Source organism: Pyrococcus kukulkanii, from assembly GCF_041647995.1.
Classification (GTDB): Archaea; Methanobacteriota_B; Thermococci; order Thermococcales; family Thermococcaceae; genus Pyrococcus.
In genome coordinates this window covers 172,630-190,821 of record NZ_JARRIB010000005.1, presented here as the reverse complement: position 1 = coordinate 190,821, position 18,192 = coordinate 172,630, and the positions used below count along the sequence as shown (strand labels likewise).

General features: G+C 42.8%; 21 protein-coding genes and 1 pseudogene. 18 read left to right on the top strand and 4 right to left on the bottom strand.

Going from position 1 to position 18,192, the window contains the following annotated elements; all coding sequences use genetic code 11:
* The 8 genes and pseudogenes from P8X24_RS10980 to endA all read left to right on the top strand — a co-directional run.
* Positions 1-646: pseudogene (locus P8X24_RS10980) on the top strand (hypothetical protein); the annotation flags it as partial.
* A 14-nt stretch (positions 647-660) separates the two neighbouring features.
* Complete coding sequence (locus P8X24_RS10975) at positions 661-1,182, top strand: hypothetical protein (protein ID WP_372823389.1); 522 nt, start codon at positions 661-663, stop codon at positions 1,180-1,182.
* Between the two features lie 85 nt (positions 1,183-1,267).
* A complete protein-coding gene (locus P8X24_RS10970; RefSeq protein ID WP_372916177.1) occupies positions 1,268-1,507 on the top strand; it encodes a hypothetical protein in 240 nt (79 codons plus the stop codon).
* Positions 1,455-2,348, top strand: a complete 894-nt coding sequence (locus tag P8X24_RS10965; RefSeq protein WP_372916175.1) for a hypothetical protein — start codon at positions 1,455-1,457, stop codon at positions 2,346-2,348. The genes P8X24_RS10970 and P8X24_RS10965 overlap by 53 nt, the downstream gene beginning before the upstream one ends.
* On the top strand, positions 2,345-2,539 hold the full coding sequence (locus P8X24_RS10960) for a hypothetical protein (RefSeq protein WP_372916173.1): 195 nt from the start codon (positions 2,345-2,347) through the stop codon (positions 2,537-2,539). Before P8X24_RS10965 ends, P8X24_RS10960 begins: the two co-directional genes overlap by 4 nt.
* A 714-nt stretch (positions 2,540-3,253) precedes the next feature.
* The gene (locus tag P8X24_RS10955) at positions 3,254-3,772 is read left to right on the top strand and encodes a hypothetical protein (RefSeq protein WP_372916171.1); all 519 of its coding nucleotides are present in this window, start codon (positions 3,254-3,256) and stop codon (positions 3,770-3,772) included.
* Positions 3,773-3,830: 58 nt separating this feature from the next.
* Entirely contained in the window at positions 3,831-4,349 is a 519-nt protein-coding gene (rimI, locus tag P8X24_RS10950) for a ribosomal protein S18-alanine N-acetyltransferase (RefSeq protein WP_372916169.1), read from the top strand.
* Entirely contained in the window at positions 4,346-4,858 is a 513-nt protein-coding gene (endA, locus tag P8X24_RS10945; RefSeq protein ID WP_372823385.1) for a tRNA-intron lyase, read from the top strand. Before rimI ends, endA begins: the two co-directional genes overlap by 4 nt.
* A gap of 28 nt (positions 4,859-4,886) precedes the next feature.
* Here endA and P8X24_RS10940 read toward each other — a convergent pair whose 3' ends face one another.
* Positions 4,887-6,074 (bottom strand): glycine C-acetyltransferase, encoded by a 1,188-nt coding sequence (locus P8X24_RS10940; RefSeq protein ID WP_372916201.1) that lies wholly within the window; start codon positions 6,072-6,074, stop codon positions 4,887-4,889.
* Between the two features lie 111 nt (positions 6,075-6,185).
* On the opposite strand from P8X24_RS10940, the gene hisS reads away from it, so the two are divergent.
* Together hisS and P8X24_RS10930 are read left to right on the top strand one after the other, a co-directional pair.
* Entirely contained in the window at positions 6,186-7,481 is a 1,296-nt protein-coding gene (gene hisS, locus P8X24_RS10935) for a histidine--tRNA ligase (RefSeq protein WP_372916167.1), read from the top strand.
* A 344-nt stretch (positions 7,482-7,825) separates the two neighbouring features.
* Positions 7,826-7,975, top strand: a complete 150-nt coding sequence (locus P8X24_RS10930; RefSeq protein ID WP_372916165.1) for a hypothetical protein — start codon at positions 7,826-7,828, stop codon at positions 7,973-7,975.
* 164 nt (positions 7,976-8,139) lie between these two features.
* Here P8X24_RS10930 and P8X24_RS10925 read toward each other — a convergent pair whose 3' ends face one another.
* Positions 8,140-8,652 carry a GbsR/MarR family transcriptional regulator gene (locus P8X24_RS10925; RefSeq protein ID WP_372916163.1) on the bottom strand — a complete coding sequence of 171 codons (513 nt, stop codon included), beginning with the start codon at positions 8,650-8,652 and terminating at the stop codon, positions 8,140-8,142.
* Between the two features lie 75 nt (positions 8,653-8,727).
* On the opposite strand from P8X24_RS10925, the gene P8X24_RS10920 reads away from it, so the two are divergent.
* On the top strand, positions 8,728-10,965 hold the full coding sequence (locus P8X24_RS10920; RefSeq protein WP_372916161.1) for a hydrophobe/amphiphile efflux-3 (HAE3) family transporter: 2,238 nt from the start codon (positions 8,728-8,730) through the stop codon (positions 10,963-10,965).
* Complete coding sequence (locus tag P8X24_RS10915) at positions 10,962-13,664, top strand: COG1361 S-layer family protein (protein ID WP_372916159.1); 2,703 nt, start codon at positions 10,962-10,964, stop codon at positions 13,662-13,664. Before P8X24_RS10920 ends, P8X24_RS10915 begins: the two co-directional genes overlap by 4 nt.
* On the opposite strand, the gene P8X24_RS10910 is transcribed toward P8X24_RS10915, so the two are convergent.
* Both P8X24_RS10910 and P8X24_RS10905 read right to left on the bottom strand, forming a co-directional pair.
* Complete coding sequence (locus P8X24_RS10910; protein WP_372916157.1) at positions 13,639-14,748, bottom strand: DUF373 family protein; 1,110 nt, start codon at positions 14,746-14,748, stop codon at positions 13,639-13,641. The two genes, P8X24_RS10915 and P8X24_RS10910, sit on opposite strands and share 26 nt — an antisense overlap.
* Positions 14,745-15,047: an MTH1187 family thiamine-binding protein gene (locus P8X24_RS10905; RefSeq protein ID WP_372916155.1), complete on the bottom strand. Its 303-nt coding sequence runs from the start codon at positions 15,045-15,047 to the stop codon at positions 14,745-14,747. The genes P8X24_RS10910 and P8X24_RS10905 overlap by 4 nt, the downstream gene beginning before the upstream one ends.
* 94 nt (positions 15,048-15,141) lie before the next feature.
* Between P8X24_RS10905 and P8X24_RS10900 the strand changes: the two genes are divergently transcribed.
* From P8X24_RS10900 to P8X24_RS10875, 6 genes are all read left to right on the top strand, one after another.
* On the top strand, positions 15,142-15,987 hold the full coding sequence (locus P8X24_RS10900) for a deoxyribonuclease IV (RefSeq protein WP_372916153.1): 846 nt from the start codon (positions 15,142-15,144) through the stop codon (positions 15,985-15,987).
* Positions 15,988-16,053: 66 nt separating this feature from the next.
* Positions 16,054-16,590 carry an inorganic diphosphatase gene (locus tag P8X24_RS10895; RefSeq protein ID WP_372916151.1) on the top strand — a complete coding sequence of 179 codons (537 nt, stop codon included), beginning with the start codon at positions 16,054-16,056 and terminating at the stop codon, positions 16,588-16,590.
* 37 nt (positions 16,591-16,627) lie between these two features.
* Positions 16,628-17,194: a DNA-directed RNA polymerase gene (locus tag P8X24_RS10890; RefSeq protein ID WP_372916149.1), complete on the top strand. Its 567-nt coding sequence runs from the start codon at positions 16,628-16,630 to the stop codon at positions 17,192-17,194.
* The gene (spt4, locus tag P8X24_RS10885) at positions 17,191-17,376 is read left to right on the top strand and encodes a transcription elongation factor subunit Spt4 (RefSeq protein WP_372916147.1); all 186 of its coding nucleotides are present in this window, start codon (positions 17,191-17,193) and stop codon (positions 17,374-17,376) included. Before P8X24_RS10890 ends, spt4 begins: the two co-directional genes overlap by 4 nt.
* Positions 17,376-17,903: a GTP-dependent dephospho-CoA kinase gene (locus P8X24_RS10880; protein WP_372916145.1), complete on the top strand. Its 528-nt coding sequence runs from the start codon at positions 17,376-17,378 to the stop codon at positions 17,901-17,903. The genes spt4 and P8X24_RS10880 overlap by 1 nt, the downstream gene beginning before the upstream one ends.
* On the top strand, positions 17,893-18,192 hold the full coding sequence (locus P8X24_RS10875; RefSeq protein WP_372916143.1) for a 30S ribosomal protein S24e: 300 nt from the start codon (positions 17,893-17,895) through the stop codon (positions 18,190-18,192). Before P8X24_RS10880 ends, P8X24_RS10875 begins: the two co-directional genes overlap by 11 nt.

Sequence of the window (18,192 nt, the reverse complement as noted above, 5' to 3'; positions counted from 1 at the left end):
CGATGGGCAGCCAAACGGAAAAGGGGAGGAGCACTGGGACGAGGTGAGGGTGGAAGTGAGGCCTATGAATGGGACAGAGTTAAAACAAGTAGGCTTTGAATGCAACGATCCTGAATTTCACTGGGAGGACATAGAGTACAAGGCCATGTTAGTGTGCAGGGCGTTTATCTATAATCCTGCGCAGGAAGCTGTCTCTTTGAACTCAGTTAGCGTCAAGGAGTGGCATACCGACAACTCAGAGTTCATGAGCTCTCTTGATTCCTCATGGACGGTTGAGTATCCAGAGGTAATACAGGGTTCTAAAACTGCTACGATAGTCTTCAAAAATACAGCGCACACAGGACTCATAACTCTTGAAAAAGACCTGTTTGGAGCTCATGTCTTGATATCGCTGAGGTACGTAATATCTCCACAGAATGGAAACGACATTATATTCACGGGCACTGACACAGTAAACATAAAGCAGGATAATAAGGACGTGACAGTAGACGTTGGGACTAACTTGGCCCTTATAGGGCTTGATGTTAAGGCCGGAATAACCATAATAAGGCTGGTGCGCAGTAGAGAAACAATGAAGGCCCTCAAAAGCGCTTGGCCCTACGTGGTGAGCTTCTTCAGGTGGGCATGGCCAAAACTCGATAGCTGACGGGGTGATGGAAGATGTTAAGTGAAAAGCTCTTAGTCCTCCTCTTTTTCGTCTTTTCCATTATTTACGGGAGGTTTATTTACGTAGGAAAAACAATAAAAGGCATTAGAGTATCTCTCACGTTTCTCTTAACTCTGTACATAGCAGGAAAAGTGCTTTTGGAGTCCGATACTGGTTTTTGGGGTTTACTGGTGCCCGTTTTGGTGTTCTACCTGACGGCCATCAGTTACTATTCGTACCTCGAAGTTACAGGACGCCTAGATTCATTTCTTGAGGGGAGAAAAAAGAGAAAGTGGGGCTTAAGTGATGCCCTTGCCCTTGTGGTCCTCATTTTACTGTTCGAAGTCATTCCACTTGTGGCAGTATACTTAGCTACCCGGAGCCTTTTTCTATCTATCGTAGTGGGATTTGGGTCTGGCCTTTTCCTCTTCACTCTGCCTGAGATTGATAGAGGCCTCTTTAGGCAGGTTTTTAACATTTACACAATTATTACAGTCATAATAGCTGTGACGCTTGCCTTGGGGGTATACGTATAAGGGTGGGGGAAATATGAGAGTTAAAAGCTTAGACTTGTAGTTTGCCTTTATTTTTTATCTAAAAGGTAGAATCAGGGATATCGCAGTGCTAGACGACTACTCAACTGAGGCTGGAGAGCATGGGTGGATCGTTTATCTTTATGAAAAGATAGCCAACAATAGGTTTGTGCGGAGGGACAGTGCAGATGGGATTGTTGAGGTAAGTGAGGAAAATGAAGTGATATTGGGTAAGCTTGTTGTGGGAAATAGGGAAGGTAGTGAAGTAACGTTTGATGTTTATTGTGGAGAACAGGGGGCAGGAGATCGTTTATTATCCAGTTGTTAGGGTTTATTATTCCTATGAAGCCCCAGATAGAGAATTCGGCAAGCCAATACTTGTCTTTGAGAGACAACCTAAGGAGTTGTTTCCGGGAGAAACTTACAAGGATTGGTTTAAAATGACACTAACAAACCCAGGAAAGCATCATTTCACCCTTTATGTCAATGGTAAGTGGGAAGACGAGGAGACGATAACAACAACATCAAAGGCAAACATAGAGGCATGGATGGAATGTGCTCCAGAATTAGTTAGTGAGGACGTGGATTCAGTGACCTGCAAGGTTAACGTTAAGAATTCCGGCAGTGCTTCAGCGGAGGTTTGGGTAACAAATATTTATTTTGCTGGAGGGGAAGTATATGACAGGAGTAGCGATAACAATCTAGTAAATCCAAATCCGAGCAGTCTAAGCTTAGACCCCAGCTCTTCAGGAGCATTCACGTTCACAATTCCAATTAATGATGAATTGCAGGAGAGGATTCCGGTGGATTTAAGTAACATAAACCCCGGAACACCAATAGCAATCAAGGCATACATAAACCAACTAAAAGAACCAGTAATGAGCGTGATAGAAATGAACCCAATAGATCTTGGAGATTTTTCATTGCCAGAAAAAGAAATCGCAAGTGGTATTGGGGGTGGAATAGCAGGAGCTTTAACATACCTTATAACGAATGAAGGAGCTACCCTCGCAGAAGCTCTTACAGCTGCTGGAATGGGGGCTTTGAGTGCATATGTTTCTTTAGGCTCCATTCTTGGATTTTGGATTTACTTAGCCTATGAAGGTACCAAGCCGGTACCTTCAAGCGATCTTGGAGACAATAATTTAATAGTGGGTGATGAGTCATGAGGCTTAAAATCCCTAAAACTCTTCTTAAGTGGCTTATTATCCTTTATATTTTTGTATGGTTTATTGCAATGATAAATACAGACGGATTCAGAAATACAAGTATCCCTGAAGTATTATTTAGGGTCCACTTTATCTTCCTCATATTTGCTGGACTGATAATAGTTGCATATCTGCTAACACCAGTTGATTAAGAAGGCAGATTTAATTTCAAACTTTAATTTCAAAACAAGCGAACGCTCAAAACTACACTAACAATTTACAAGTTATTTCTGGATAATTATGATGGGAAGCCAAACGGGAAGAGCGAAGAACGCTGGAGTAAAGTTCACAATTCCAATTAATCCTAGAACACCAATAGCAATCAAAGCGTACTTAAACCAGCTGGAGGAGCCAGTGATGTATGTTGTGCACATTAATCAGATGAATCGACTAAAAGAACCCTCTCAGTGAGGATTATACCTAACGTCTTCTTGCCATTAATCTTTATTTTGGCTTTATGAAATTGGCTTATTGGTTGGAGATTCCAAGTAACCCAGGAGATCGCAATATTAATATTTCTATTATCAGTAGATAACTTCAACCCCAAAATATATATAAAATCTAAAGTCATCAATATAGTAAGCTACTTAATTACGACAAATAGTCCCAAGGACGGCATGGGGGAGTTATCATGAAAATTCGTCGGTGCTACGAATTCTCCTTTCGTTGTATTCTGCAGACTTATGCCATTTCCGTCCTCCTTCTATCTCCTTATAGATTTCGAGGGATTGTCGGGTCTAGCTATCCTCGCACTCTTGCTCATATTATTCATAGTAACCATACTCTTCATGTACCTCTGGGCATTGCTATATCCCGCGGAGGATTTCATTGCTCTAGAAAGGGAAGAAAGAAGGAGGTAATAGACTATGAACCTTGAAGAACTTCCCGTCTTCCTTTTACTTCTTATTCCAATGTTACTATTAGTTTTCGTGCTAGTGTACTTTGCTACATTTAGTATCCTTGAGGAGAAAAAGCTTAACTCTTTATTAAATACATACCTCAGTTTGCCCTATTTTCTCCTATTCTGGACTACGACAATGAAAGAAACAAAAAGTAGCCTATTTGGTTGGCTTATGATCTTTGGATTTATATTACTTACCGAGAACTTTAGACCTATTCACTTGGTCAATGGATTAACTCTTGGAGCACTAATGCACTTAACATTTTCATCTAAAATAGTCCTAGTGAACTTAGCATTATATCTGATTGTACAGCTTACGGCCAAGTGGAGAGAGAATGTAATGACTTACGTTCTATTATTCTGGGGTGGGATGTTACTGGCATTCATAGGTTCGCGTATCCAAATCTTGGGAGTTTTAGCTTTTGGCACCATACATCTCCTTGGAGCGTTAAAGCTCGTAAGGGCAGTAAATCACCAAGTTTAGTTTAAGACATCCTAAACGGATGAAGATGTTTAAAAACTTTAACATATAAGCTTCAAACATGGAAGACGTAGCCAGACCGGAAGAGAGCATGAGAAGAAAAATCCCCATATCCCTTGTGACTATTAGAAAAGCTAGGTTATTCGATATTCCTTATATAATGGAAATTGAGCGGCTGTCGTTTAGGGAAAAATACCCTAGAGGATTGTTCCTCACTTTCATGGAGGCAAATCCTGAAACTTTCTTAGTTGCCGAATACAATGCCAAGGTCATTGGTTACGTAATGGAGTACCTCAAGCCCGACATGGAAGGGCACATAATGAGCATAGCCGTTCATCCTGATTATAGGGGAAACGGGATTGGGAAGGCTTTGATGGTAGCCGTTATCGACAGGCTCTTTAAAAGGGGGGCAAGGTGGATTGGGCTCGAGGTTAGGGTTAGCAATGAGAGGGCGATAAACCTCTACAGAAAGCTTGGCTTTAAGATAGTTAAGAGGATTATAAGCTATTATTCGGACGGCGAGGATGCCTATTACATGATCCTAAGGCCGGAAGATTGGGAAAGGGTGAGAATGGCATGAAAAAGGTCATAGAGTTCTTCTTAAGCGGGGACAGAGTCTACAGCGAGAGGGAAAAGGCCATCAATCAGCTACATCATAACAGGGGGTATGGAGAGCTAAAGGGGAATAGGCTTTTTCTCTCCTTAATTGAGGCAGCCTACCTAACGGAGAGAGGTTGGATAAAAGTTCTCGACGGAAATAAAGAATTGAACTTCCAAGATCTAGTTGAGCTTGGAAGGAGAAAAGATGAAGATTTTGACATTAAGTACCTTGTCTACAAGGACCTTAGGGACAGGGGGTACATAGTTAAGTCAGCGTTGAAGTTTGGCTCCCACTTCAGGGTTTACAGGAAGAATGCAGAACATTCCGACTGGTTGATATGGGTTGTAAGGGAGAATCAAAAGCTTTCTCCTAATGACATCACGGCAAGGGCTAGGGTGGCTCACGGAGTAAGAAAAAGCATGATAATGGCCATTGTCGATGAGGATAATGACGTTGTTTATTACAAAGTTGAATGGACAAAGTTTTAATTTTAACAATAAGAGAAAAAAGAAGGTGTCACTTCAAGAAGCCGGTCTTCTTTCCTAAGTCCTCAAAGGCGTCAATTACAAGCTTCAGATCCTCCTTTGAGTGGGCCGCTGATGGCTCTAGCCTTATCCTTGCGGTTCCAAGTGGGACGGTTGGATAGACTATGGCCTGGGCGAAGATGTTGTACTCTTCGAACAGCCTCCTTGAGAATTCCTGGGCTAGCTTCTCATCGTACAGCATTACTGGGGTTATTGGGTGCTTGGTGTTACCCAAGTCATAGCCGAGATCCCTAAGTCCCTTCTGGAGGTAGTGCGTGTTGTCCCAGAGCTTCTTGACGAGCTCATCGCTCTTTTGGAGAATCTCAACGGCTGCAATTGCAGCTGCAACGTCTGGTGGGTTCATAGCGCTTGAGAACAGGAATGGCCTTGCCCTCTGCTTTAGGTACTCAATCGCCTCCTCGGGCCCCGCAACGTAGCCACCGATAACTCCAAAGGCCTTGCTCAGCGTACCCATCTCGAAGTCTACCCTATCATGAAGGTTGAAGTGGTCCACTATACCCCTTCCGTGGTCTCCTAAAACTCCTTCACCGTGAGCGTCATCAACGTACACTATAGCGTCGTACTGCTCGGCCAATTCAACTATCTCCGGGAGTGGAGCGAGGTCACCGTCCATTGAGAACACTCCGTCCGTGACAATTATCTTCTTCTTTTTGTCCTTGTTCTCCTCAAGCTTCTTCTTCAAATCTTCCATGTCAAGGTGCTTGTAAATAACCTTAGGAGCACCGCTCAGCCTCATTCCGTCGATAATGCTAGCGTGGTTTAGCTCTTCACTGATAAAGACTCCATCCTCTCCCTTCTTGAGGAGGGCGCTAATTGCTCCAAGGTTTGCATTGTAACCGCTCTGGAAGAGGATCGCAGCTTCCCTCTTCTTGAATTTTGCCAGCTTTTCTTCAAGCTCAACGTGGAGCTCCATGGTTCCGGCTATCGTTCTTACCGCACCTGCTCCAACACCATAGTCGAGAATGGCCCTTATTGCGGCCTCCTTAATCTTTGGATGTGCTGCTAAGCCGAGGTAGTTGTTTGAACACATGTTCAAAACTCTCTTCCCGTTCACAACGATCCACGGACCTTGGGCGCTTTGAAGGACTCTAATGGTTACATAAAGGCCCTTCTTCTTTAGTTCCTCAAGTTCTTCCCTAATCCAGTCGAGCTTGCCCATGAGGATCACCAGCTGATATTTTACATTTTATGCATATAAAAGTTTTCGACAAAATTTCAGATTTCAGAAGGTTTTTATTTTGGGTTTGGATAGAGGCAGAGGGAGATAAAGATGATAGAGAGGGTAAAGGGAACGAGGGATTTTCTTCCGGAAGAGATGGCGAAGAGAAGATGGGTGTTCGAAAGAATAAGGGAAGTTTTCGAGAGATATAACTTTAAGGAGGTTCTAACTCCAGTAATGGAGTACACTAAATTGTTTGAACTCAGGAGTGGGGAAGAGGTAGTGAAGCAGCTGTATGCGTTCAAGGATAAGGGAGGGAGGAATGTCTCTCTAAGGCCGGACATGACATCAAGCGTTGCTAGACTTTACGTCAACCAATTTCAGAATGCTCCAAAGCCCATAAAGTGGTACTATATAGCCAACATGTTCCGATATGAAGAGCCTCAGAGCGGTCGCTACAGGGAGTTTTGGCAAGCTGGGGTTGAGCTTATAGGGAGCGATAGGGTTGAGGCAGATGCCGAGGTGATTTCTCTCTTCGTCGAGAGCTACCTCTCCGTTGGTTTGAAAGACTTTACAGTGAACATTGGAGATAGAGTTTTGCTTGACGAGTTCGCAAAGATGCTCGGGGTTAAGGATGACATAGGCCTAATGAGGATAATAGATAAGAAGGACAAGCTCACCCAGGAAGAGTTCATAGATGAGCTCAAGAAGTTTGGGCTTGACGATGCTGAAGTTGAGAAAGTTCTCTCGCTTGTGGAGATAAGGGGCAGACCAGATGAAGTTTTACCGAAGGCCGAGGAGTTGTTTAAGAGCGAAAAGGCCCAGGATGAGATAAAAAAATTGTACGAGCTTGTTGATATCCTAAATGCTTATGGGGTTTCATCCTGGGTTGTGATAGATCTTGGGATTGCAAGAGGATTTGATTACTACACGAGTGTCGTCTTTGAGGCTATTGCACCCAATGAGCTTGGAATAGGATCTATTGGTGGGGGAGGAAGGTACGACAACTTAATCGAGGTGTTCGGTGGGAGGCCTACCCCGGCGACTGGCTTTGCGATAGGTGTTGAGAGGCTTATTCCGATCTTAGAATGGAAGGGGGTAATTCCCGAAATAGATCTCTCACCGGACGTGTATGTCGTTTCAGTAGGAGACACAAAGAGAGAGGCAATTTCGATAGCTTCAAGGCTTAGAAGAGAAGGTGTTAAGGTTGAAGTAGAACTCATGGGGAGGAAGCTGAGGAAGGCCCTCGACTACGCAAACAGGATTAAAGCTAAGATAACAATAATCGTTGGAAGGAAGGACTTGGAAAGGGGGGTTATAACGATTAGAGATATGGAAAGTGGAGAGCAGAGGGAGGTAAAAGTTGAAGAAGTTGCCAAGGAGGTTAAAAGGTTTTTAAAGGTCTGACTAACTTACCCAGTGTGATGAGCGCCATCCGATGCTGAAGGGTGATGACCGGATTCCTGGCTGACCTTATTTTTCTTTCCATTTGGAGGTATTTGAAACAGTGAAAAGGTAATCAAGATCATTGGAAATTAGCCGAACATGATTAACTTCGTTTAATAGGGGGGAAAGAGCCTTCATGGGTTTATTTGGACTTGGTTAAGGTTTTCATGGACATAAAGATTTGTTTTAGGTACTTAGTTGGGCTGTTTAAAGAGTTAAAAATCCCAGTCATAACCCTTAACAAAGGAAGCTAACCTTCTATGCCTTTATAGTTCCCTTAGAGAGCCTGTTCATGGAGCTTGTCTATGGGGTTTGTTAATGGCCTTAATTATGAATTTACTAAAGAAAAGAGAGGGGAGTTTCTGTACAACAGTTACTTCAAAGGAAAGCTCAGCTACTTAATCCAAGCGAGAGGGTACAGAGACGCGTTACAAAATGATGCAAGGAGATTTTAAAGCAGAGAACCGTAAGGGAGTATAGAAGGGCTCTGGCCATGCTTTTGATAAAATGAAAAGGTTAATATAAGTTAAACTAAGAGCAAATGTCCCTTTTGTATGACCCGTTAGCAGGTCCTCTAAGACCCTGGGGAAGCTAGAGCTGAGCGCGATAAAGAAAGGCTTTATTTCTCCTTTAGACATCTTTCAAGGGTTTCAAGTATCTCTTCCTCGGATTTAAATTTCATAACTATGAGTAGCAATTTTTTTGTTGTCTCGTTCCTCCTTATGGCCTTCTTTATTTTTTCTTTTATCCTTTGGGCTTCCTGGGTTTCCTCAGTTATTTCACTTAGAGCCCTCAGGAGGTTTTTGCGTGTTTCTTCTATATCTCGTAAAATGTTCTCGTAGAATGCAGAGCTTCTCCACTCTCCAAAGTTTTTGGTTGTAATAAAGTACGCCTTTCTGTCTCCGGGCTTTTTTATTCTCTGAACTAGACCAACTCCCTCGAGAACCTTCATAGCTGAGCTCACGTGCGATAGTGAGTATCCGGTCATCTCGGCTATCTCACTCAAGCTGAGAGGCTTATCGGATAAGAAGAGGGCTCCATAAATGTACCCAATGAGCTCGCTCTGCCCAAGCCTCCTCGCGGTGTTAGCGAACGTTTCCATAATTATCTTCTTGGCCTCCTCAATACCCACAAGTGACCACCATAACACTTTTAAATTTCTGAAATTATAAAACTTTCGAAAATTTCCAAAAGTTTGGTGGTTAACATGCTGAGGAAGATCGCGAGGGTGATAGTTGCGTACAGGCACTCGCTCGCGATAATAACATTATTCCTTCTAATTCTATCGGCTTATGGCTTAACTCAGCTTAGGTTTGAGAGTGATCTTTCTAAGCAACTTCCTGAAGATTTGGAGGCCGTGAAAAGCTATTTCATCTTGCAGAATGAGTTTGGAACTGGGGATTCTGCTCTTATATACGTAAAGATAAAGTCCACTGAAGAAGTTTCGGACATAAGGGATCCTAAGTTAATAGAGGCAATGTACAATTTGGAACAGGAGCTGAAGCAGAGGGAGTACGTTACTGATACTTTCAGCATCGCTGACCTCTGCGTTCAAATCCTGGGAAGGCTCCCAAAGAACAGGGAGGAGGTAAACTTTGTTCTCAATGTTCTTCCTGAAAATGCTAGAAAAGGGCTAGTGAGTGGAGATTACTCCTCAACAATTATCATAGTTAACATAAACAGGGAGAGAAACCAGAAAGCCCTCGTCAGAGTCTACAACGACATGGAGGGATATGTAAAGAGGTCAAACTTTCCCCATGGAGTAGATGTGGTTCTCACTGGGGATCTCGGGATAACGTACAAAGTTCTTGAAATGCTTCAAAATGACATGAATAGGACGATGGCCGTTGCTGGAATAATAGTAGTACTAATTTTGTTGTACTTCTATAAATCCCCAATTAGAATGCTTGTCCCACTGATTCCTTTAATATTTGGTGTTGTAATGACTTTGGGCTTCATGGGTCTCTTGGGGATTCCTCTGGATATCGCCACTAGCACAGTCGGTGCTATGATAATAGGTATGGGTATTGATTACGGTGTTCACATCACGAACAGATACTATGAGGAGAGGGCCAAGGGAGAACCTCCAGAAATAGCTGCGGAGGAGGCTATAGCTGAGACCGGAAAGGCCTTGTTGGGTGCGGCCCTCACGACCATAGCTGGATTTCTTGCATTATCAATTTCAACGCTTCCATCACTCAAGAGGCTCAGCATAACCCTAGTTATGGGTCTTGGCCTTACCGCTTTAAATGCCGTCATAGTAACACCAGCTCTTGCGATACTTGAGGAGGACTTCAGGAGGGTGGTTCTGAAGAAGGAGGAGATAATATCCATAGGTGGAGGAGAAGGAAAAATAGCCTTCATCTTTAGCAAGTGGGGAGGGTGCATTAAGAGGTTTCCCTGGGGTGCTTTACTGGTAGCCTTAATAATTTCTGGAGTCTCATTTTATGGGCTAACAAAAGTCACAACAGAGGTCAGGCTCGAAAAAATGATTCCAATGGATCTTCCCGAGATAAAGGCTCTTGCAGACATAAGATCGGAATTTGGGGGTCAAGACGAAGTCAACATTTTAATAAGGGCTGAGGATGTAAGGGATCCTACCCTCGTCAGGGCAATATTGCGATTCGAACGAGAAGTTAAGGCGGACTCCCATACGAATAATGTCTTCTCTGCGGAAAGCATAGCCGATGAGGTGTTGCAAAAGTATGGCTACATACCCCAGGACAAAGAGAAGATAAGCGAGGCATTGAAAGATTCTTCCCTAGTTTCTTCGGATTACTCGATGACGATTGTGAAATTTAAAGGTAACTTCATGGGTGTAACGCAGAGGAAGTTTAACAGAATAATGGAATATTTTGAGGAACAAATAAAGCAGGCTAACTTCCCACCAAGCACCAGGGTTGAACTTGCCGGGAGTGCGTATTTGAATTACGTTCTTGGTGATCTTGTGGACAAGGAGATCGGAAGGATATCGACAATAGGAACCATTATAGTTGTTCTCGTTGTATTTCTCATCTTTAGAAGGCCCACAGTTGCAGTAGCCATGATAATGCCAATGTTCCTTGGAGCTTTATGGACGATAGGATACATGGGACTAGCAGGAATCCCGTTCTCTCAAACCTTAGCTGGTGTTGTATCTATGATAGTGGGGCTTGGGGTTGATTATGGGATGCACATAACTCACAGATTCTTAGAAGAGTTAAGGGAGGGTAATAAAACGCCGATAATAACTGCGATGGAGAGCGTTGGTCCTGGCATTTTGGTGGGTGCGTTGACAACCGCGGGTGGATTCCTCGCTTTGTTAACTGCCCAACTTACTGCGATTCATGACTTTGGTAAAGTTCTTGCGGTTGGAATATTCGCTTCAATGTTTTCCGCTTATCTCGTAACTCCAGCTATATTGCAACTTGAATTTGGTAGAAAACTAGGGAGGGATGAAAGATGAAAGAGGGTAAGCTAATTGCTATTTTGATGATAATAGCCATGCTAATTACCCCGGGTTGGGCTCAAGGTCCTGAGCTACTGTTCGAGGGGTACGTGGATAAAGGAGACTATCTCTTGGTTGGTCCACTCACGGTTATTGTGAAGGACGTTGTATACGATATCAATGACAGAGAGTGGAAAGTTTTGTTTATAGTCCTCGATGAAGACATGAACCCGATTGGTCCAAATTTAACGAAGATATACGTGCCAGATCCTGGAAAAGTTCAGCAACTCCTTGCAAATCAAACTTTCCTAAGAGCCATGGCGGAGACCTTGGGTTATGATCCAGATAACCCAATCGAATATGTCAAGTTTTTGAGATGGTTGTCCTCTGCATCCCAAATGGAAGTTTGGAACGCTATAGTTAAAACTATTGAAGAGCATCCAGAGCTAGGGATCTCGCTAAATGACATAGCTAAGCCAATATTAGTACCAAACGCTAGGCCTGTGGGTGTAAATGAGACAGTAAAGATTGAGTATCATGGCGAAACTCTCTACATCACTCCCCTCTTCGTTTACCCGAATGGGGCCAAAATTAGCATAAGTGGCCCGATAAAATGGAGAGTCTCTATGGTTCAGGGTTTACTCCTTTCAAAAATAGAAGTTAAAGGAACGGTACGTCCAGGTGAAATATTCTATGTGAACGTTCACCTAAAGAATATAGGATCCAGACGAGTAAGATTCGTGACCGTGATGCTATCTCCAACTCCCCTAATCCCAGAGGTCACTAGCAGGGAGGAAAGTGCTGTTTCAGTGCTACCTCAAACACTTGCTCAGACTGGAGTGGCTCAGGGTAGCCTATATCCATTGGGAACTACGATGAAATTTATTGACTACATTGAACCTGGGGAGGATAAGGTGATAACATTTAGCTACAAGGCGAACGAGAACGCTAGGCCTGGAGACTATCCCCTGTACTTAACCGTAGTTTACTTCTCCTATACAACAGGGGAGAACTTGGAACAGAGGGTGCTCTATGATTCCACGGCAGTTACGATAGCAAGGGATTACGAGGCAACGTTTATCGTTGAGAATCAATCAATCCCCAAGGTAGTTTATCCTGGGGAAGACTTCACAGTAAAAGTTGTGCTCAAAAACTCAGGTTCTGATACTGCGAAAGATGTTTTGGGCACCCTAATCCTTGAAGATATAAAGGGAAGGCCATTTGCTCCAGTATCATCAAATTCATTTTACGCTAAATTCGTTGAAAGTGGCGAGACTATTGTTAAGGAGTTCAAATTACACGTTGATGAATCAGTGAAAACAGGTACTTACATTTTCAAATTAAGGGTTACATATTACTCCGGAAATACTAATGAGCAGATAACTCAAGAATTTACGTTCTCTACTACGGTTATAAGGCGTAGGGCTGCTTTTATAGAGATTGAGAATGTCACGATAGAGCCAAAAAAAGTGGAGCCGGGAATGACCTTTAGAGTTACGTTAACGCTAAAGAACGTAGGAGAAGGTTATGCTAAGGGATTAAGAGTTAAAATAATACCTGTAGAAGTTTTAATTAGGAGGGAAATTCAGAAAATTGATTTATCTCAGCTATCCTCACTTCCCATATCTCAGAGCCAACAGATCTTGGAGAATTTACAGTCAGCAATAAACCAATTAATAGGGGAAATTGCCATTGAAAGAATGCCAGCATTCTTACCCGTCGGAGAAGACAACGTCAAATATGACGGAATTATTCTTCCAAATCAGACAATTCAACTGAGTTTCGTGCTCAAGGCTAATGACAGATTAGAGAATAATGTTTATCCTCTCAAGGTATCTTTAGCTTACCTGTCTTCTCCCGATGATATGGAATTCTCTGATGAACGAATAATTGGTATAGATGTTACTGGCGCTGAAATGATCGTAATTAGTGGGGTTTCTACGTCTCCATCAAGAGTATTACCTGGAAATTCAGATGTTGAGGTGGCATTCACTGTAGAAAACATTGGAAGTGGGGAAGCTAGGTACGTGTTGGTTAAGCCTATGCCATCGTATCCTTTCAAGTTGAGCAAAACCAGTGACCAGATTATAAACGTTGGCACCCTTAAGCAAGGTGACTCTGCGAAAGCATCTTTTAAAGTGGATATTGATAAGGATGCAAAACCTGGGACGTATCAAATACCAGTCGTTGTAGTGTATAAAGATCCTAGTGGGGAGTTTAAAGAACTGAACCTCTCTATCCCTATTATTATTGAGGAGAAGCCGAATATAGTGGTAGAGAGGGTTGAATTTAAGCCTGAGCCAGTTCAGGGAAAGGACGTGAATATCTACGTCACTGTAAAGAACATTGGGGGAGAGAAAGCAGAAAGTGTTGTTATTGAGGGGTTTGTTAAACCGTCTCAGCCATTTACCCTAGTTAAGAGGACGGACTATGTGGGCACCCTTGAACCGAATCAAACTGGCGAGGGTGTAATTACACTAACCGTAGATAAAGATGCTATACCAAAGGTATACAACGTACTCATTAGAATAAGAGCCGTGGGCGACAGGGATAAGGGAGATGATAATGTCTACATATTTGAACATACACTAAAGATTCCAGTGAAAGAGAACGTTGAAGGGAAAGAGGGATTAAAGAAACTTGCAATTGGGGCTGGGGTACTGGCAATTCTTGTTACCTTATTAACGTATCTCAGGATGAAAAAGTCCAGCTCTTGACTTTTTCTCTTAATTTTATGCCTGCCAAAATGCTTATTCCAATGTTTAATAAAATTAAAACTATGCCAAGTACTATATCCCCTGGATTCCTCTTTATTAAAGGATTTGAGTATTTTGTTATTAAGTCGATGACTTTCCAAAACGCAGGGAGCATTAATATGCCGGAAGTATAGTACCATATGTGGGGATTTTTCCGTAAATATCCTTGGATTGTTTTTCCGGCAAGTATTATTCCAAAGCCAAGGATAAAGTATGGATTGACGGCGTTAAGGTAAATAAGTAGAGCTATCAAATCACTGCTTGGTATCCCCCCTATCATTTTCGTTGATATAGTTTCAAGTGTAAGGTAGACGTTTATGGCTCCCCCAAGTATTACTATTAAACCTGTAATAACTCCAATGAATGTTATAAATCCTCTGCTTATCAATTCTAATGGCCTTATTTTCATGCCCTTTATGAAGAAGTATCCTCCTACAATAAGCATCACAACGCCAGTAACCGCTGAGGAAACTATTTGGGCGCTCGGTGGGTACTTCAGGGATATTAGCTTAGCTATGCCGTAGAGAAGAACTATAAGTCCCGGGATTCCCAAGACAACTTTTGACGCTTCCGGATCGTTCATAATCTCTTTTAGATACCTGACTATAATGTACCAGGTAGTCTCTATTCCTGGACTTTGCTTGACAACGACTCTCCTTGTACTCACTATTGGAACTTTTGATGTTATGAGAGGAAATATTTGTTCGTCTTCAGCGCCATCAGTTACAGGAATGACGCCGTCAGCTGGAAATATCTTGAGAACTTCATCTAGTTGTCGACTTAGCTCTATATCACTCCTGACACCCACGTTATGGTGACCGGTAATTAAAGCCACTTCTACATCTTTAAATTCCTTGCTTTCTTTAAGCTCATCATAGAGTTTTATCGCAGCAAATAAAGTGTTTGCATCACTATCTTCAGGATCAGCCAGGCTAAGCTTTATTGCTGCATCCAAACATTTATCTCTCCCAATAACTGGGCCCTTAACACCAGCTTTCACACCGAAATCATTATCTCTGTCAATAGCCAGAACTAAGACCTTCATTCCCTCACCTTCTCCATAACCGATTTGACTTTATCCTCCATATGCCTATCCTTATCCCTCCTGTCGTCTATCTTGATGTAAGTGACTACCCTTTTAATGCCGAGCTTGAACATGAGCTCATGTGCTTCTCTAACAACTTCCAGCCCATCTTTGAAGTCGTCAACCTCAATTATTGTCCCCATTGGAGTTAGTTGATATTTTACCCCTTTCTTATCAAGTAACTTAATAGCTTGGGCTATATACTTGCTAACACTAACCTCACCGAGGGGAATTAGCGAGAATTCTATGATTACTGCCATTTGCCCTCCCCAGGTTATTTACCACCTAATTGATTTAAAAATTGTGCTCTAAATCTTTAAATTTTAGACGAACCTAACTTTTAGGGGATGTGTAATGTTCAAAATCGACAGGTTGAGATTCGGAACCGCTGGAATACCATTGTCAACTCCAAAACCCTCAACGATCGCTGGAATTGAGCAGGTTAGGCAGTTGGGGTTGGATGCCATGGAGCTTGAATTCGTGAGAGGAATCAACATAAAGCCCGAACTTGCGAAGAAGATTAGGTACATTGCTAAAAAGAATGACATTGTTTTAACTGCCCACGCTCCCTATTACATAAACCTCAACGCTAGGGAGAAAGAGAAAGTCGAGGCGAGCAAAAGGAGAATAATTCAGAGCGCCGAGAGGCTTTATGAGGCTGGGGGATGGAGCTTAGTTTTCCACGCGGGTTATTATTTAAAGCAACCTCCAGAGCAGGTCTATAACAACATAAAATCCGCGCTGGAAGATATAGTTGAGGAGCTAAAATCAAGGGGAATAAAGGTTTGGATAAGGCCGGAGCTAACGGGTAAGCCCACACAATTTGGAAATCTTAAAGAGCTAATAAAACTGAGTCAGGAAGTTGATATGGTTCTGCCCGCGATAGATTTTGCCCATGCCCACGCTAGAAACAGGGGAGGGTGCAACTCTGAGGAAGAGTGGAGGGAGATGTTAACCCTAATAGAGAACGAGCTCGGAAAGGAAGCCTTAAGGAATATGCACATTCACATAAGTGGAATCGAATACGGGGAGAAAGGGGAGAAGAGGCACCTCAACCTGCGGGAAAGTGATCTAAGATGGGAGGATCTTCTAAGGATTCTGAAGGAGTTCAACGTTAGGGGGGTAGTAATTAGTGAAAGTCCGAACATCGAGGGTGATGCAATTTTAATGAAGAAGAAGTGGGAGGAGCTAAAAGTTTAAAAGTATTTGTCAGCCACTAACCCACGAGATTTCTCCCGAAGAAAATCCGAAGAGGGGGGAGTGTGAATGAACCCATTTCATGACCTCGAGCCTGGGCCAGATGTTCCAGAAGTTGTATATGCTCTAATAGAGATACCAAAGGGAAGCAGAAACAAGTACGAGCTTGATAAGAAGACAGGACTTTTAAAGCTCGACAGAGTGCTCTACAGTCCATTCTTCTACCCGGTGGACTATGGGATAATTCCAAGGACTTGGTATGAAGATGATGATCCGTTTGACATAATGGTCATAATGAGGGAGCCAACCTACCCACTAACGATCATAGAGGCAAGACCCATTGGGTTGTTCAAGATGATAGACAGTGGGGACAAAGACTACAAGGTTCTCGCAGTTCCAGTTGAGGATCCATATTTCAAGGACTGGAAGGACATTGATGACGTTCCGAAGGCATTCTTGGACGAGATAGCACACTTCTTCAAGAGGTACAAGGAGCTCCAGGGCAAGGAGATCATCGTTGAGGGATGGGAAGGGGCAGAGGCCGCAAAGAAAGAAATTCTAAGGGCAATTGAAATGTACAAGGAGAAATTCGGAAAGAAGGAGTAATTTCCCCTTTTATTAAACTTTCTTGGAGGAATACGATATGTACAAAATAGTTACGGTCAAGGATGTCGTGAGAATCCCTCCTAGGATGTTTACAATGGATCCAAAGGAGGCGGCAATGATAGTTCTGAGGGATACATACGAAGGCAAGTACGACAGAGATGAAGGGGTCATACTTTCAATAGTGGAAGTGAAAGAAGTGGGAGATGGGATAATAGTTCCTGGGGATGGAGCAACGTACCATGAGGTTGTTTTTGACGTCCTCGTCTGGGAGCCAAAACTTCACGAGGTCGTTGAAGGGACCGTTGTGGATGTTGTTCCATTTGGGGCATTTATTAGAATAGGCCCAATGGACGGCTTAGTCCACATAAGCCAGTTAATGGATGATTACGTGGTTTACGACGAGAGGAACAAACAGTTCGTAGGAAAAGAGAAGAAGTACCTTCTCAAGCTTGGGGATGCTGTTAGAGCGAGGATAATCGCGGTCAGTCCAAAGAGCAGGATAATTAGAGAAAACAGAATAGGACTAACAATGAGACAGCCAGGACTGGGGAAGTTCGAGTGGATAGAAAAGGAAAAGAGAAAGGAGAAGGAGGGTAAAAAGTGAGCGAGAAAGCTTGCAGGAATTGTCACTATATAACAACCGAAGATAGATGCCCAGTTTGTGGTAGTAGGGATTTAAGTGAAGAATGGTTTGATTTGGTAATAATAGTAGATGTGGAGAACAGTGAGATAGCAAAGAGGTTAGGTGCAAAGGTTCCAGGAAAATATGCAATAAGGGTGCGCTGATGATAGTTTTTAGGCTTCCTGAGAGCTTAAGGTACGAATTAAAAAGACCAATGGGTAAGTTAATAGAAGGCGAAATTCCAAGACCATATTTAGAAGTTAGAAGGCTAGTTTCAAACCCTCTAATTACTGTTGGAGATGTCGTTACTGAGAATACCCTAAAAGTCGGTCTCTCGCCCAACTTAGCTATATACGACCACAAAACTGAGAGAAGAGAGTATCACCCTGAAATAAATTCCGATGCAATTATTTTAACCGTTAAAAATCCGCCCGGAAGTATTACGTTACCCCTCTTACGAGTTATTAAAAAAGCGTATGAGTTAATTAGTAGGGGAAAAAGTGTGCATATAATAGTCAACGGCGAGGAGGATCTCGCCACAATTCCCGCAGTTTTGTACGCTCCATATGGGTCGACAATAATATATGGTCAACCCAAACAAGGCATAGTGCTTATAAAGGTAACACGTGAATGCAAACGCAGGTGCGCGGAGATAATGAGAAGGATGGAGGTGGTGAGGAATGGAGATTAGAATAACTGAGGTTAAGGAGAACAAGCTTATCGGAAGGAAAGAGATATACTTCGAGATTTACCACCCAGGAGAACCCACGCCGAGCAGAAAGGATGTTAAGGGCAAGCTTGTAGCGATGCTTGATTTGAACCCCGAAACGACCGTCATTCAGTACATAAGGAGCTACTTTGGAAGCTACAAGTCAAAGGGTTATGCAAAGTATTATTACGACAAGGAGAGGATGTTTTATATAGAGCCCGAGTACATCCTTGTGAGGGACGGAATAATAGAGAAGAAGGAGGGTGAGTGA

Excerpts from the sequence above, each read along its gene's own strand:
- P8X24_RS10975 (WP_372823389.1), top strand. The coding sequence starts at position 661 with ATGTTAAGTGAAAAGCTCTTAGTCCTCCTCTTTTTCGTCTTTTCCATT.
- P8X24_RS10965 (WP_372916175.1), top strand. The coding sequence starts at position 1,455 with ATGTTTATTGTGGAGAACAGGGGGCAGGAGATCGTTTATTATCCAGTT.
- P8X24_RS10960 (WP_372916173.1), top strand. The coding sequence starts at position 2,345 with ATGAGGCTTAAAATCCCTAAAACTCTTCTTAAGTGGCTTATTATCCTT.
- P8X24_RS10955 (WP_372916171.1), top strand. The coding sequence starts at position 3,254 with ATGAACCTTGAAGAACTTCCCGTCTTCCTTTTACTTCTTATTCCAATG.
- rimI (WP_372916169.1), top strand. The coding sequence starts at position 3,831 with ATGGAAGACGTAGCCAGACCGGAAGAGAGCATGAGAAGAAAAATCCCC.
- endA (WP_372823385.1), top strand. The coding sequence starts at position 4,346 with ATGAAAAAGGTCATAGAGTTCTTCTTAAGCGGGGACAGAGTCTACAGC.
- P8X24_RS10940 (WP_372916201.1), bottom strand. The coding sequence starts at position 6,074 with ATGGGCAAGCTCGACTGGATTAGGGAAGAACTTGAGGAACTAAAGAAG.
- hisS (WP_372916167.1), top strand. The coding sequence starts at position 6,186 with ATGATAGAGAGGGTAAAGGGAACGAGGGATTTTCTTCCGGAAGAGATG.
- P8X24_RS10930 (WP_372916165.1), top strand. The coding sequence starts at position 7,826 with ATGGGGTTTGTTAATGGCCTTAATTATGAATTTACTAAAGAAAAGAGA.
- P8X24_RS10920 (WP_372916161.1), top strand. The coding sequence starts at position 8,728 with ATGCTGAGGAAGATCGCGAGGGTGATAGTTGCGTACAGGCACTCGCTC.
- P8X24_RS10915 (WP_372916159.1), top strand. The coding sequence starts at position 10,962 with ATGAAAGAGGGTAAGCTAATTGCTATTTTGATGATAATAGCCATGCTA.
- P8X24_RS10910 (WP_372916157.1), bottom strand. The coding sequence starts at position 14,748 with ATGAAGGTCTTAGTTCTGGCTATTGACAGAGATAATGATTTCGGTGTG.
- P8X24_RS10905 (WP_372916155.1), bottom strand. The coding sequence starts at position 15,047 with ATGGCAGTAATCATAGAATTCTCGCTAATTCCCCTCGGTGAGGTTAGT.
- P8X24_RS10900 (WP_372916153.1), top strand. The coding sequence starts at position 15,142 with ATGTTCAAAATCGACAGGTTGAGATTCGGAACCGCTGGAATACCATTG.
- P8X24_RS10895 (WP_372916151.1), top strand. The coding sequence starts at position 16,054 with ATGAACCCATTTCATGACCTCGAGCCTGGGCCAGATGTTCCAGAAGTT.
- P8X24_RS10890 (WP_372916149.1), top strand. The coding sequence starts at position 16,628 with ATGTACAAAATAGTTACGGTCAAGGATGTCGTGAGAATCCCTCCTAGG.
- P8X24_RS10880 (WP_372916145.1), top strand. The coding sequence starts at position 17,376 with ATGATAGTTTTTAGGCTTCCTGAGAGCTTAAGGTACGAATTAAAAAGA.
- P8X24_RS10875 (WP_372916143.1), top strand. The coding sequence starts at position 17,893 with ATGGAGATTAGAATAACTGAGGTTAAGGAGAACAAGCTTATCGGAAGG.